We start from the raw sequence: 13,127 nt of genomic DNA, 5'->3' as shown, positions 1-13,127 counted from the left end.
TCAACGGCGGATCAACGACGGCAGCGCCACGCTGTCGGGCAAGGTGCCGACCTTGAGCCGCGAACGCTGCGAACCTTGCTCGATCACCACCCCGTCCGCCTCGATGGCGACCAGGCGCACGCCCTGGGTCAGGCGCTCGCCCGGTATGACGCTGCGCGGCGGGCCATCATTGATGCTGAGCACCGCGACCGAACCATGGGCCCCGGCCATAACCCCGGACACCTTGATCGACACCGCCGCCGGCTGGCTGGAAAACCACTGCAACGACGGGTTATCGGAACGCGGTGCCGGCATCGGCGGTACTGCTGCCGGCGCGGATGACTCGGCGCGGGTCAGCAGCAGCGAGGACCAGGTGACCACACCGGCCAGGGCCACGAACAAGGCCACGGCCTGCAGCAGACGTGGGGCTGATAGACGAGTGGCAAATGCCATGGCGGGACCTCCTGATTGTCCGTGGGCGCAGTCTACAGGACAACGCGCGCCTGGCTATTTCCAGCGCGCGATTCTTCCCGGCAACGGCCTTGACCCTCGGCACAGGAGCCCGGTTTGATGCGCAACATCCGTCAGCGCGGCTTCACCCTGATCGAATTAATGGTGGTGTTGGTGATCATCGGTATCGCCAGCGCCGCAGTCAGCCTGAGCATCCGCCCCGACCCGGCAGCCGTGTTGCGCAAGGACGCCGAACGCCTGGCGCAACTGCTGCGGGTGCCCAGGCCGAGGCCCGGGCCGATGGCCGCCCGATCACCTGGCAGGCCAATGCCAAGGGGTTTGCGTTCAGCCGACACCAGGAACAGGGAACCGGTATCGAACGTTTCGACAACGACCCGCAACTGCGGCCACGGCCTTGGCAGTCAGTGCCGATGCAGGTGCGCATCACCCCTCGACAAACCCTGGTGCTCACCGCCGAATGGATCAACCCGCCTTTGCGGGTGGTGCTTTCCGACGGCCAGCACCGCGTCAGCATGGAGCGTAACGGCGCCGGCGAACTGCGCGTGGTGAACCGCCCATGAACAGTCGGCAACGCGGATTTACCCTGATCGAAGTGATGGTGGCGATTATGTTGATGGCCATTGTCAGCCTGATCGCCTGGCGTGGCCTGGACAGCGTGACCCGCGCCGACAGTCATTTGCAGGCCAGCGCCGAACAGACCGAAGCCTTGCTGCGCACCCTCAATCAGTTGGAGCGTGATGTGGCCCTGCGCGCCGGGGTCGAGTTGCGCGAACCGACCTTGAACGACAGCCCGCCAGCGGAGGCTGTCACACCGGCAGCGCTGAGCGTGCGCAGTTCCGATGCCCGGGTATTTCGCCTGGACGTGATTCGCAGCGCGGCCACCCCAGGGGATGGTTTGCAGCGGGTGCGCTGGTGGCTCCAGGGCGACACCCTGTACCGCGCGGCGGCGCCGGCCCGTGATCGTTATCCGCTGCCGGCGCCCAAGGACGCGGTGGCGGTGTTGACCCAGGTCCGTGACCTGCAGGTGCGCGTCTGGGAACCGGACGAGGGTTGGCGGCAACTGAGCGGCAACCGCAAGGACAACCCCCGGGGCCTGGAAATCATCCTGACCCGGCAGACCGCCCAGGGTGAGGAACGCTATCGCCAGGTGCTGGGGCCGTTGCCGTAGCGGCGCCCCACCCTTTTCAGCCCCGGCGGCAGTCAGGGCTTAACACAGGGTTCGTTGCAGGGCTTTTTTCCACTCCAGGTACAGGCCGTCCAGGTTCGAGCCGGGGTTAGGTTCGAAGCGTTCACGCGGACGCTCCAGGGCTTGCAGCGCCGCATCACTGGCCCAGATGCCCAGGGCCTTGCCCGCCAGGTGCGCGGCGCCCAGGGCCGAGACTTCCGGAGACAGGCTGCGAATCACCGGGCGTTGCAGCAGGTCGGCAAGAAACTGCATCAGCCAGCGATTGCGCGTGGCGCCGCCGTCCACCCACAGCTCCTTGAGCGGGCTGACGATGTCAGCCTGCATGGCGTCAAACACATCACGAATCTGATAACCAATGGATTCCAGCGCGGCACGCAAGATGTGCGCACCGGAGGTGCCTTCGGTCAGGCCGCAGATCAGCCCCCGGGCCTCGGCCTGCCAGTGCGGCGCGCCAAGCCCGGAAAGCGCCGGGACAAAGTACACCCCGCCATTGTCCGGCAGTTGCGCGGCGTGCTCGGTCAGTTGGTCCAGGGATTCGCCGGCCACCAGCCGTGAGGCCCACTGCACCGCTGCGCCGGTGTGCACAATATTGCCTTCCATGGCGTAGGTCGGCGCCGTGCCGTCGTGCCAGGCCAGGGTGGTGGACAGCCCGTGACGGGAAGCAATCGGCCCGGCCATCGGGGTCATCAGCGACGAACCGGTGCCCAGGGTGGCCTTGACCAGCCCCGGAGCGAACCCACCCTGGCCAAACAACGCCGCATGGGAATCGCCGATCATCGACAGCACCGGAATGCCTGCGGCAAGCCGGCCCAAGGCCACGGTGTGAGCGAACAGACCGGCACTGGGCTGGATCGGCGCCAGGGCTTCGGCGGGAATCGAAAACAGTTCGAGCAATTGCCCGTCCCAGGCGCCGGTCTGCAAATTGAACAGTTGGGTACGGGCGGCGTTGGAGCCGTCGGTGGCAAAGACCTGGCCGCCACTGAGCTGCCACAACAGCCAGCTGTCCATGGTGCCCAGGCAGATGTCCCCGGCGGCAGCACGGGCGTGACCGTTGTCCAGGTGGTCGAGGATCCAGCGGAACTTGCCGGCGGAAAACATCGGGTCCAGAGCCAACCCGGTCTTGGCCAGGATCGTCGCTTCATGGCCCTGGGCGTGCAGCTCGGTGCACAACGGCAGCGAGCGCCGGCATTGCCAACTGATGCAGGGCGACAGCGGCTCGCCACTGGCCCGGTCCCAAGCCACCACCGACTCGCGCTGGTTACTGATGGCCAGGGCGGTGATGGGCCGCTCCAACCCCGCCAGGCACTCGTCAATGGCGGCCAGGGTAGCGCGCCAGATCTGCAACGGGTCCTGCTCCGAATAGCCGGGCTGCGGATGGCTGATGCTCAGGGGCCGCGAACCGCGGGCAATCATCTGGCCGTGCTCGTTGACCAGCACCGCCTTGGCGTTGCTGGTGCCCTCATCGATCGCCAGGATCAGCGGGGAGTGTTCATTCATGGTCTGGTTACTCGACATGGACCGCCTCAGCGCAAACGTGCAGCGGCCGCCACAATCCCAGCCGCGTCGATGCAATGCAAGGCGCGGGTGGGCTCGCGGGCGCCGGCGGCGGCGTACTCACCGTCGCCGATGCCCAGGCGGATCAGGGCAATGCCCAGCGCCCCTTCGGCCAGCACTTCCGCCACCAGGCTGCCCAACCCGCCATTGATGTTGTGTTCCTCGACGGTAATCACCCCGCCCGTGCCGCGCAGGGCCTCAAGCAATACGTCGCGCTGCAACGGGCGGATCGACGACAGGTTGATGACCTGGGCCTGGATGCCCTGCTCTGCCAGCTGCGCTGCAGCGTCTACCGCTTCGTGGACCACCGAGCCCAGGGCGACGATGGTCAGGTCCTGGCCCTGGCGCAGAATGTCCACCTGCCCGGGCACGAAACGGTAGCTGGGGTCATGCAGTTCGGGCAGGGCCTTGCCGTCGAGACGGATGTACACCGGCCCCTGGTAGCGCAAGGCGTAGTCGGCGATCTGCCGGCATTCCAGCGGGTCGGCCGGGGCAAAAATCTGCACATTGCCAAAGCCGCGCATCACCGAGATGTCGTCCAGGCTGTGGTGGGTGCTGGCCAGCGGGCCGTAACTGGCGCCGGCATTGAGGCCGAACATTTTGACGTTGGCCTGGTTGTAGCAAACGTCCACCTTGATCTGCTCGTTGGCCCGGGAAATCAGGAACGGCGCCGCGTTGCAGGTGGCGGCGATCTTGCCGCCCAGGGCCAGGCCGGCGGCCACCCCCACCAGGGATTGCTCGGCAATGCCGACGTTGATCAGGCGCTCAGGAAAACGCTGCATGAAAGGCCCGATCTTGGCGGTGGACGTGGAGTCGCTGACCACCGGCACCAGGTCCAGCCCCTCTTCGACGGCGGCGATGAACGCCTCCACCATGACACTGGCCAAATGTTCACTCGCCATGATTCAACTCCTCCAGTGCCGCGTTGATTTCATCACCCTTGGGCACCCGGTGGTGCCATTCGGGGCGACCTTCGATAAACGACACGCCTTTGCCCTTGATGGTGTGGGCAATCAATACCTGGGGCGAGCCCTTGTGGCTCTGCATCTGCTCCAGTGTGGCCACCAGTTGGCTGACGTCGTTGCCGTCGCACTCGCTGACCTGGAAGCCAAAGGCCGCCCATTTCACGTCCAAAGGGTCCAGGGGCATGATCTCGGCAGTCAGGCCGGCCAGCTGCAACTTGTTCTTGTCGACGATCACGAACAGGTTATCCAGGCCGTACTTGGCCGCCGCCATGGCCGCTTCCCAGTTCGAACCTTCAGCCAGCTCGCCGTCCCCGGTCAGCACATAAATGCGCCGCGCACTGCCGGACATCTTCGCCGCCAGCGCCAGGCCCACCGCCACCGGCAAACCGTGGCCCAGGGCGCCGGTATTGAGTTCGATGCCCGGGGTTTTCTGGCGCACCGGGTGGCCCGGCAGATGGGAGTTGAAGTGCTGGTAAGTCGCCAGCCACTCCTTGGGGATATAGCCGGCCTGGGCCAGGCAGCAATACAAACCGCCGACACCATGGCCCTTGCTCTGGATGTAGATGTCGCGCTCCGGGTCTTCGGTGCGCTCGGGCCCGGTATTGAGAATGCGGAAATACAGGGTCGCGAGGATGTCGGTTTCCGACAGGTCGGCGCCGGTGTGCCCGCCCGCCGGCGACTCGGCATTCAGGGTAATCACATGGCGCCTGATCAGGCGGGCCTGTTCTTTGATCTGCTGGGCGTCGTACTGGAAGGCATTCATGCAGCGGCTCCTGTGGGGCTGACCACGCGGGGTAAAAGTGTCCAAGGCTGTCTTTTGAATATTTATTCAGCAGTGACAATATATTTCTATTTAGACGCCGTTCGCTCAGCAGGTCAAGGGAGCCCGGTACGGAAAAATCAAAAAACCACACCGCCAGTCGCCTCGACAGGTAGCCTGAATAGCCGGCGCGAGCGTCTGGAAAGAGGCTTACAGGGATATTCGCAACGGTGCCGAGGGGCAGCGCAGAAAATTAAACCGCTTGACTTTGCCTCGCCGGAGCCGGAATCTGAATTAACAGTCAGGCATGCATAAATATTCAAGCAGCCCGAACGAACTCCAAAAAAAATAAATCAGGAGAACAATGTGGACGCCAAAGCCTCTGTCCATCAGGCCGCTGTCAAGCCGTCCGGCCGTTCGCGGTTACTCAAACTGCTGCCCAGCAACATCGGCGGCCCGCTGATCGGCCTCGCCCTCTTGGTGCTGGTCTTCTCCTTCAGTTCCGAATTCTTCTTCTCCTTGCGCAATGGCCTGAACATCCTCGATCAGGTCACGGTGCTGGGCATCCTCGCCATCGGCATGACCGCGGTGATCGTGATCGGCGGCATCGACCTCTCGGTGGGCTCGGTGCTGGCCTTCTCGATGATGATGCTCGGCTGGCTGTACCAGGATCAGGGCTTGCCCCTAGGCCTGGCGATCCCGGTGTCGATCGCCACCGGCATGCTCGCCGGGCTGGTCTCCGGGTTGCTGATCAGCTACGCCAAGCTGCCGGCCTTTATCGCCACCCTGACCATGATGTCGGTGGCCCGGGGCCTGGCCAATATCCTCACCGAAGGCCGGCAGATTGTCGGCTACCCGGAGTGGTTCACCAGCCTGGCCACGGTGCGTCACTTCGGCTTTCTCTCGGCCACGGTCGGGCTGTTCCTGATCATGCTGGTGGCGGCCTGGGTGTTCCTGCGCTTTCGCGCCGGTGGCCGCAACCTCTATGCCATTGGCGGCAGCCCTGAAGTGGCGCGCCTCTCCGGAATCAAGGTGCGGGCCATCACCCTCTGGGTGTACGCCATCAGCGGCGCCCTGGCCGGCATCGCTGCGGTCACCATGGCCGCCCGCCTCGACTCTTCCCAACCCAGCGCCGGGCTGACCCTGGAACTGGACGCCATTGCCGCCGTAGTGATTGGCGGCGCCAGCCTCAGCGGCGGCGTCGGCAGTGTCGGTGGCACCCTGGTGGGTGTGCTGATCATTGGCGTGCTGCGCAATGGCCTGAACCTGCTCGGGGTTTCCCCCTTTATTCAACAGGTCGTGATTGGCGTGGTGATTGCCCTCGCCGTGACCATCGATACCTTGCGTCGCCGTTCCAACACTGCTCGATAAGCTGTCTCGTTGTGCGCTTGATCCTTGTTGACACCACCAAAAATAAAATCAGGAGTCACCGCCATGTTCATGACCAAAAAACTGCTGCTCGCGACGGCCTTGGCCGCTGCCACCCTCACCAGCGCCGGCTCGACCTGGGCCAAGGAGCTGACCATCGGCCTGGCCGTGGCCAACCTGCAGGCCGACTTCTTCAACCAGATCAAACAGTCGGTGGAAGCCGAGGGCAAGGCGCGCGGGGTGAAGATCATCACCGTCGATGCCCAGGGCAACTCCTCGACCCAGGTCAGCCAGATTGAAGACCTGATCACTCGGCAGATCGATGCCTTGATCTACATCCCCGCCGGGGCCACCGCCGCCGGCGTGCCGGTGAAGGCCGCCAAGGCTGCCGGGATTCCGGTGATTGCCGTGGACCGCAACGCCCCCGATGCCCCGGGCGATACCTTTATTGCCAGCGACAGCGTGGCCGGCGCCCGCACCCTGGCCGAGTACGTGGGCAAGATCACCGAAGGCAAGGGCCGCATCGCGATCCTCCAGGGCCAACTGGGCACCACCCCGGAAAACGATCGCGCCAAGGGTTTCCAGGAAGGCCTGAAAGGCTTCCCGGGCCTCAAGGTGGTGGCGGAACAACCGGCTGAGTGGGCCCAGGACAAAGGTTTTGCCGTGGCCCAGGACCTGCTGCAGCGTGACCCCAACATCACCGTGTTCTTCGGCCGCGCCGACGCCATGGCCCTGGGTGCTGCCCAAGCGGTGAAAGTCGCCAACCTGCCGCAGCCCGTGGTGGTGGTCGGTTTCGACGGTGACGTGGCCGGGCTCAAGGCCGTGGCCAGCGGCGTGCTGCAAGCGACCATGACCCAGCAGACCCAGAAAATGGGCCGCATGGCCGTGGCCTCCGCCCTGGACCTCAAGGCGGGCAAGGCCGTGCCCAAGGAACAGTTGCTGGAAACAGTGCTGACCACCAAAGACAACGTCGCGCCTTTCCTGCAACAGCACCCCTGAGCCCGGGAGTTCGGTATGCAAGCAGCTCTGGATAACCGCCAGCGCCAGGACACCACGCCGCCTGCGGTGTTGTGCCTGCGCGACATCGGCAAGTCGTACGGCACGGTGCAAGTGCTGGCGCAGATCAACGTCGACATCCGCCCCGGCGAGGTGCTGGCCCTGCTCGGCGAGAACGGCGCCGGCAAATCGACCCTGTCGTCGATCATCGCCGGCGTGGTCCAACCCGAGCCGGGCGGTGCCATGACCTGGCTCGGCGAGGCCTATGCCCCCGCCTCGCCGGGGGCCGCCCTGGGCGCTGGCATCGGCCTGATCCACCAAGAGATTCGCTTGCTGCCGCAGCTGTCGATTGCCGAAAACATCTTTGTCGGTCGCCTGCCCATGCGCCATGGCCGGGTCGACCGCGAGTACATCGAGGCCCAGGCGCAGAAGCAACTGCAGCGCCTGGGGCTGAATGTGCCGGCGTCGCGCAAGGTCGAAGGCCTGAGCGTCGCCGCACAGCAATTGGTGGAAATCGCCAAGGCCCTGACCCTCAACGCCCGGTTGCTGATCCTCGACGAACCCACCGCGGCCCTGGGTGGCGAGGAAACCGAGCTGCTGTTCCGGCAGGTCGAACGCCTGAAAGCCGAAGGCGTGTCGTTCATCTATATCAGCCACCGGCTGGAAGAGATCGCCCGGATCGCCGACCGCATTTTGGTGCTGCGCGACGGCCGGCAGATTGCCCTGCATGCCAACGCCCAAGTGCCGGTGCGCGAGCTGGTGGAGCAAATGGTCGGGCGCAGCCTGGAACGGATATTCCCGACCCTGCAAGCGCCCCAGGAACGGGTGATGTTGCAGGTCAAGGACCTGACGTGCCGGGAGTTCGCCTTGCACGGCATCGACTTCAGCGTGCGCGCCGGGGAAGTGTTCGGCATTGCCGGAGTGGTCGGTGCCGGTCGCACGGAACTGGTCCGGGTGATCGCCGGCGCCGCCCAGGACATTCATGGGCAGATGCAACTCGATGGCCAGCCCCGTCAGTTGCGCTCGCCTTCGGAAGCGATCCAGGCCGGCGTGGTGCTGGTGCCCGAGGACCGCAAGCAGCAAGGGGTGGTGGTCGAACACCGGATCGAAGACAACCTGGTCTACGGCAACACCGACCTGCTGCACAGCGGCAGTTGGGTGCTGCCCAAGCGCCTGCGGGAGTTCGCCCAGACCGCGGTGTCGCGCCTGGGGGTCAAGGGCGCGCCGGAGCAACGCATCGGCGCCCTGTCGGGGGGCAACCAGCAAAAGGTCATCATCGCCAAGTGGCTGGCGCGCAACCCCAAGGTGTTCATCCTCGATGAGCCGACCCGGGGCATTGACGTCGGCGCCCGGGCAGCGATCTACGAGGTGATCGCCGAACTGGCGGCCACCGGCATGGCGGTGATCGTGGTCAGTTCCGACCTCGACGAAGTGCTCGGGCTGTCCCACCGGGTCATGGTCATGAGCCGTGGTCGGCAGATGGGCATCCTCGAACGCGGCGCCGCCACCCCGGTGTCGGTCATGGAAATGGCCACGGCATAACGCTGCAAAGGCGATTAACGCCTAACTGTAGAGGCCAACTTGCCGGCGATATGGCCGGCAAGGCTGGCATAACGATCCACTGACACACCGTCATCGCTGGCAAGCCAGCCCCTACAAAGGGGGGGTGCGGCGGGATGGACATCACGACTGACACGGAGCAACCCATGCAACTTTTTAGTCTTCAAGGCCAGGTAGCCTTCGTCACCGGCGCCGGCAGCGGCATCGGCCAGGCCATCGCCGTGGGCCTGGCAGAAGCCGGGGCCGATGTGGCCTGCTTTGACTTGCCCAACAGCCCGGGCATCGACAGCACCGTGGCACGCATTAACGCCCTGGGCCGCCGCGGCCTGGCCCTGGCTGGCACCGTGACCGACCGTGCGGCGCTGGATGCCGCCGTGGCCCGCACCGAAGCCGAGCTGGGGGCGCTCAGCGTGGCAGTGAACTGCGCCGGCATCGCCAATGCCCAGGCGGCCGAAGAACTGGAACTGCAACGCTGGCAAACCACCCTGGACATCAACCTGACCGGGATCTTCCTCAGTTGCCAGGCCCAGGCCGCAGTGATGCTGCCACGGGGCAAAGGGGCCATCGTCAACATCGCCTCGATGTCCGGCAGCATTGTCAACCGCGGGCTGCTGCAGGCCCACTACAACACGTCCAAGGCCGGGGTCATCCACCTGAGCAAAAGCCTGGCCATGGAATGGGCGGACAAGGGCTTGCGGGTCAACTGCATCAGCCCCGGCTACACCGCCACGCCGATGAACTCGCGCCCCGAAGTGACGGACCAGGTGAAGATCTTTGAACAGACCACGCCCATGGGCCGAATGGCCAGCGTGGAAGAAATGGTCGGCCCGGCGATCTTCCTGGTCAGCCAGGCCTCGTCCTTCTGCACCGGCGTCGACCTGCTGGTGGACGGTGGTTTTGTCTGCTGGTAAGCCAGCCCCTGCGAACAATTGGAGCACCCCTCATGTCCCAACGTTTTAGCGGAAAAACCGTGGTCATCACCGGTGCCTGCCGAGGCATCGGCGCCGGCATCGCCGAGCGTTTCGCCCAGGAAGGCGCCCACCTGGTGTTGGCGTCCAACGACCTGGAACGGGTGACCTTCACCGCCGACCAACTGGCTCGGGAATACGGCGTCAGCAGCCTGGCCCTGAGCCTGGACGTCACCGACGAAGGCGATATCCAGCGCCTGTACCGCAGCGCCCATGAGCGTTTCGGCAGCATCGACGTGTCGGTGCAAAACGCCGGCATCATCACCATCGACCACTTCGACAGCATGCCCCGGGCCGACTTCGACAAAGTCCTGCAGGTCAACACCACCGGGGTCTGGCTCGGCTGCCGCGAGGCCGCCAAGTACATGGTCAAGCAAGGCAGCGGCCGGCTGATCAACACCTCGTCGGGACAGGGCCGCCAGGGTTTCATCTACACCCCCCACTACGCCGCGAGCAAAATGGGTGTGATCGGCATCACCCAAAGCCTGGCCCTGGAGCTGGCGCGGCATAACATCACGGTCAACGCGTTCTGCCCCGGCATCATCGAAAGCGAAATGTGGGACTACAACGACCGGGTCTGGGGCGAGATTCTCAGCACCGAGGAAAAACGCTACGCCAAGGGCGAGCTGATGGCCGAGTGGGTGAAGAACATTCCCCTGCGCCGCGCCGGCAAGCCTTCGGACGTGGCCGGGCTGGTGGCGTTCCTGGCCTCCGATGACGCCGCCTACCTGACCGGCCAGGCGATCAATATCGACGGCGGGCTGATCATGTCGTGATTTCGGCGGCGGGCACGACCCGCCGTCGGTTTGCTATCCTCGCCGGCACGTTAGGTATTGATTTCATTTATTGGGGCCTGCATGAGCCAAATCGAAGAACAACGGCTGATCACCAAGATCGCCAGCCTCTATTACGAAGAAGGGCTCAAGCAGTCCGAGATTTCCACGCAGCTCGATTTGTCCCAGTCCTTTATCAGCCGCGCCCTGCGCCGTGCCCTGCAGGAAGGCGTGGTGAAAATCACCGTGATGCGCCCCCAGGGCCTGCACCTGGAACTGGAAAACCAGTTGCAGCGCCTGTACGGCGTGCGCCGGGTGATCGTGGTCGAAGCCACCGAAGCCGGCAACGAAGAAAGCATCAAGCAGGCCATCGGCTCGGCCGCCGCCCATTACCTGGAAACCAGCCTCAGCCCTCAGGACCACATTGGTATCTCGTCCTGGAGCAGCACCATCCGCGCCATGGTCGGCCATATGCACGCCCAGCCAGGCAAGCAAGGGGCCCAGGAAGTGGTGCAACTGCTGGGGGGCGTGGGCAACAAGGGCGCCTTCGAAGCCACCTTGCTGACCCAGCGCCTGGCCACCCTGCTCAACTGCCCGGCCTTCCTGCTGCCCTCGCAAAGCATCGAGCAGTCGGTGGAAAGCAAACAGCGCATCGTCGAGATGGAAGAGGTCAAGGAGGTGCTCAACCGCTTCGACAGCATCACCCTGGCGATTGTCGGCATCGGTGAGCTGGAGCCCTCGCAACTGCTGCGCAACAGCGGCAACTACTACACCGAAGACATGCTGCGCCTGCTGGCCGAGCGCGGTGCGGTGGGCGACATCTGCCTGCGCTACTTCGATGCCCAGGGGCGCCCGGTGCTGGAAGAAGACGAAGAATTCGTGGTTTCCGTGGCCCTGCCCAAGCTGCGCTCGATCAACCGGGTGCTGGCCCTGGCCGGTGGCCAGCGCAAGGTGCAGGCCATTCGCGGCGCACTCCAGGGCGGCTACCTGGACGTGCTGATCACCGACCTGGAAACCGCCCAGGCCCTGAACCAGTAGCCCCTTATCAATCACCTGCGACGTGGATAGACCCTGCCCATGACTTCCAAACTGCAACAACTCAAGCAATTCACCACCGTCGTCTGTGACACCGGCGACCTCGACGCCATCACCCGCCTGCGCCCGGTGGACGCCACCACCAACCCGTCCCTGCTGCTCAAGGCCGCGGCCATTCCTCAATACGCCGAGCTGTTGCAGCGCGCGGTGACCCACGCCAAGGGCGATGTCGGCCTGGCCTGCGACCAGTTCGCGGTGTCGGTGGGCTGCGGCATTCTTGAGGTGATTCCGGGGCGCATTTCCACTGAAGTCGATGCACGCCTGTCCTTCGATGAAGAGGCGCTGTGGGCCAAGGCCAACCAGTTGATCGGCCTTTACGACCAGGCGGGCGTCAGCCGCGAGCGGGTGCTGATCAAACTGGCCTCGACCTGGGAAGGCATCCGTGCCGCCGAACGCCTGGAGCGCGCCGGCATCCAGACCAACCTGACCCTGCTGTTTTCCTTCGCCCAAGCCGTGGCCTGCGCCGATGCCGGGGTGTTCCTGATTTCGCCTTTTGTCGGCCGCATCTATGACTGGTACAAGAAAAGCACCGGCCAGGACTACACCGGCGCCGAGGACCCGGGCGTGCAGTCGGTGACGCGGATCTACAACTACTACAAGGCCAACGCCATCCCCACCGTGGTCATGGGCGCCAGTTTCCGCACCCTCAGTCAGATCGAGCAACTGGCCGGCTGCGACCGCCTGACCATCAGCCCCGAACTGCTGCAAAAACTCGATGAAGACGTCGCCCCGCTGCAACGCAAACTGCTTCCCGGCCAGGCCGGCGAACCGCGCCAGCACCTGGATCAGGCGGCGTTCCGCTGGGCGTCCAACGAAGACGCCATGGCCACCGAAAAATTGGCCGAAGGCATTCGCCAGTTCGCCCGTGACCAGGAAAAACTCGAAGCCCTGCTGACGGCGCGCTAAGTAGCGCCGCCCCGTTCCCCCCTGGAAGTTGCCCCGCCATGGATGCAAAAACTGCCGAACTGATCGACGTGCTTGAACAACTGGCCTGGGTCCTGGAGAGCGACGGCGACACCCATTGGAGCCGCTGGATGCGCACCGCCCGGGCCCGCCTGCTGGACGGCGATGACTCGGGCCTCGATTACCTGCGCCGCGCCTATGGCGGCATGGGTTCGATCAATGACCTGATCCTCGGCCAGGCCTATGCAGGGGGCGTGTTGTCCTGGAAAGCCGGCTATGGCGACCTCAACCAACGCTTCGTCGAACTGCGCGACCGCGCCGCCAGCCTCGCCGACGACCTCCTACGCGCCCGAGCCTAACCCCCGTTGTAGGAGCTGGCTCGCCAGCGATAGCGCCCCCAAGACCCACGTAAATCTCAAGAGCCTCATCGCCGGCAAGCCGGCGCCCACAGGATTGTGCGTCACCGTCGCTCACACAGCCCCCTTGTAGGAGCTGGCTTGCCAGCGATAGCGCCCCCAAGACCCACACAAATCTCAAGGGCCTGATCGC

At 64.8% G+C, this 13,127-nt stretch carries 13 protein-coding genes and 1 pseudogene; 10 read left to right on the top strand and 4 right to left on the bottom strand.

Annotated elements, in window-relative coordinates; translation table 11 throughout:
• Positions 1 to 432, bottom strand: a complete 432-nt coding sequence (locus M1B34_RS26295) for a general secretion pathway protein GspC (RefSeq protein WP_268266653.1) — start codon at positions 430 to 432, stop codon at positions 1 to 3.
• Positions 433 to 549: 117 nt separating this feature from the next.
• On the opposite strand from M1B34_RS26295, the pseudogene gspH reads away from it, so the two are divergent.
• Both gspH and M1B34_RS26280 read left to right on the top strand, forming a co-directional pair.
• Positions 550 to 1,010 (top strand): annotated as a pseudogene (gene gspH, locus M1B34_RS26285) (type II secretion system minor pseudopilin GspH).
• Entirely contained in the window at positions 1,007 to 1,618 is a 612-nt protein-coding gene (locus M1B34_RS26280; protein ID WP_268266652.1) for a prepilin-type N-terminal cleavage/methylation domain-containing protein, read from the top strand. The pseudogene gspH and the gene M1B34_RS26280 overlap by 4 nt, the downstream one beginning before the upstream one ends.
• A 39-nt stretch (positions 1,619 to 1,657) precedes the next feature.
• Here the strand turns inward: M1B34_RS26280 and M1B34_RS26275 are convergent, their stop codons facing one another.
• From M1B34_RS26275 to M1B34_RS26265, 3 genes are read right to left on the bottom strand one after another with little or no spacing between them, the layout of a single operon-like run.
• Positions 1,658 to 3,133, bottom strand: a complete 1,476-nt coding sequence (locus M1B34_RS26275; RefSeq protein ID WP_268266651.1) for an FGGY family carbohydrate kinase — start codon at positions 3,131 to 3,133, stop codon at positions 1,658 to 1,660.
• Between the two features lie 26 nt (positions 3,134 to 3,159).
• Positions 3,160 to 4,092, bottom strand: coding sequence for a transketolase family protein (locus M1B34_RS26270; RefSeq protein WP_268266650.1), 933 nt, complete (start codon positions 4,090 to 4,092; stop codon positions 3,160 to 3,162).
• Complete coding sequence (locus M1B34_RS26265; protein WP_268263909.1) at positions 4,082 to 4,918, bottom strand: transketolase; 837 nt, start codon at positions 4,916 to 4,918, stop codon at positions 4,082 to 4,084. The genes M1B34_RS26270 and M1B34_RS26265 overlap by 11 nt, the downstream gene beginning before the upstream one ends.
• A gap of 363 nt (positions 4,919 to 5,281) precedes the next feature.
• Here M1B34_RS26265 and M1B34_RS26260 point away from each other — a divergent pair, with 363 nt between their 5' ends.
• The 8 genes from M1B34_RS26260 to M1B34_RS26225 all read left to right on the top strand — a co-directional run bounded on the left by M1B34_RS26260 (position 5,282) and on the right by M1B34_RS26225 (position 12,937).
• Positions 5,282 to 6,286, top strand: a complete 1,005-nt coding sequence (locus M1B34_RS26260; RefSeq protein WP_123333822.1) for an ABC transporter permease — start codon at positions 5,282 to 5,284, stop codon at positions 6,284 to 6,286.
• A gap of 63 nt (positions 6,287 to 6,349) precedes the next feature.
• Positions 6,350 to 7,282 carry a sugar ABC transporter substrate-binding protein gene (locus M1B34_RS26255; protein WP_123333824.1) on the top strand — a complete coding sequence of 311 codons (933 nt, stop codon included), beginning with the start codon at positions 6,350 to 6,352 and terminating at the stop codon, positions 7,280 to 7,282.
• Positions 7,283 to 7,297: 15 nt separating this feature from the next.
• Positions 7,298 to 8,821 carry a sugar ABC transporter ATP-binding protein gene (locus M1B34_RS26250; RefSeq protein WP_123333826.1) on the top strand — a complete coding sequence of 508 codons (1,524 nt, stop codon included), beginning with the start codon at positions 7,298 to 7,300 and terminating at the stop codon, positions 8,819 to 8,821.
• A 164-nt stretch (positions 8,822 to 8,985) separates the two neighbouring features.
• A complete protein-coding gene (locus tag M1B34_RS26245) occupies positions 8,986 to 9,750 on the top strand; it encodes an SDR family oxidoreductase (RefSeq protein WP_268266649.1) in 765 nt (254 codons plus the stop codon).
• A 32-nt stretch (positions 9,751 to 9,782) separates the two neighbouring features.
• Complete coding sequence (locus M1B34_RS26240) at positions 9,783 to 10,583, top strand: SDR family oxidoreductase (RefSeq protein ID WP_268266648.1); 801 nt, start codon at positions 9,783 to 9,785, stop codon at positions 10,581 to 10,583.
• An 81-nt stretch (positions 10,584 to 10,664) separates the two neighbouring features.
• A complete protein-coding gene (locus M1B34_RS26235) occupies positions 10,665 to 11,618 on the top strand; it encodes a sugar-binding transcriptional regulator (RefSeq protein ID WP_123333832.1) in 954 nt (317 codons plus the stop codon).
• Positions 11,619 to 11,657: 39 nt separating this feature from the next.
• Complete coding sequence (gene tal / locus M1B34_RS26230; RefSeq protein ID WP_268266647.1) at positions 11,658 to 12,581, top strand: transaldolase; 924 nt, start codon at positions 11,658 to 11,660, stop codon at positions 12,579 to 12,581.
• A 38-nt stretch (positions 12,582 to 12,619) separates the two neighbouring features.
• Positions 12,620 to 12,937: a DUF6966 domain-containing protein gene (locus M1B34_RS26225; protein WP_268266646.1), complete on the top strand. Its 318-nt coding sequence runs from the start codon at positions 12,620 to 12,622 to the stop codon at positions 12,935 to 12,937.
• The last annotated feature ends 190 nt before the right edge of the window (positions 12,938 to 13,127 follow it).

The sequence above is a fragment of the Pseudomonas morbosilactucae genome, from assembly GCF_023241715.1.
GTDB classification, from domain to species: Bacteria; Pseudomonadota; Gammaproteobacteria; order Pseudomonadales; family Pseudomonadaceae; genus Aquipseudomonas; species Aquipseudomonas morbosilactucae.
The sequence above is the reverse complement of the archived record's forward strand: the minus strand, read 5'-3'. Positions and strand labels throughout refer to the sequence as shown.

Bases quoted from the DNA above. Each gene is read 5' to 3' on its own strand.
- M1B34_RS26275 (WP_268266651.1), bottom strand. From the start codon at position 3,133: ATGAATGAACACTCCCCGCTGATCCTGGCGATCGATGAGGGCACCAGC.
- tal (WP_268266647.1), top strand. From the start codon at position 11,658: ATGACTTCCAAACTGCAACAACTCAAGCAATTCACCACCGTCGTCTGT.
- M1B34_RS26245 (WP_268266649.1), top strand. From the start codon at position 8,986: ATGCAACTTTTTAGTCTTCAAGGCCAGGTAGCCTTCGTCACCGGCGCC.
- M1B34_RS26235 (WP_123333832.1), top strand. From the start codon at position 10,665: ATGAGCCAAATCGAAGAACAACGGCTGATCACCAAGATCGCCAGCCTC.
- M1B34_RS26270 (WP_268266650.1), bottom strand. From the start codon at position 4,092: ATGGCGAGTGAACATTTGGCCAGTGTCATGGTGGAGGCGTTCATCGCC.
- M1B34_RS26280 (WP_268266652.1), top strand. From the start codon at position 1,007: ATGAACAGTCGGCAACGCGGATTTACCCTGATCGAAGTGATGGTGGCG.
- M1B34_RS26265 (WP_268263909.1), bottom strand. From the start codon at position 4,918: ATGAATGCCTTCCAGTACGACGCCCAGCAGATCAAAGAACAGGCCCGC.
- M1B34_RS26240 (WP_268266648.1), top strand. From the start codon at position 9,783: ATGTCCCAACGTTTTAGCGGAAAAACCGTGGTCATCACCGGTGCCTGC.
- M1B34_RS26295 (WP_268266653.1), bottom strand. From the start codon at position 432: ATGGCATTTGCCACTCGTCTATCAGCCCCACGTCTGCTGCAGGCCGTG.
- M1B34_RS26250 (WP_123333826.1), top strand. From the start codon at position 7,298: ATGCAAGCAGCTCTGGATAACCGCCAGCGCCAGGACACCACGCCGCCT.
- M1B34_RS26225 (WP_268266646.1), top strand. From the start codon at position 12,620: ATGGATGCAAAAACTGCCGAACTGATCGACGTGCTTGAACAACTGGCC.
- M1B34_RS26255 (WP_123333824.1), top strand. From the start codon at position 6,350: ATGTTCATGACCAAAAAACTGCTGCTCGCGACGGCCTTGGCCGCTGCC.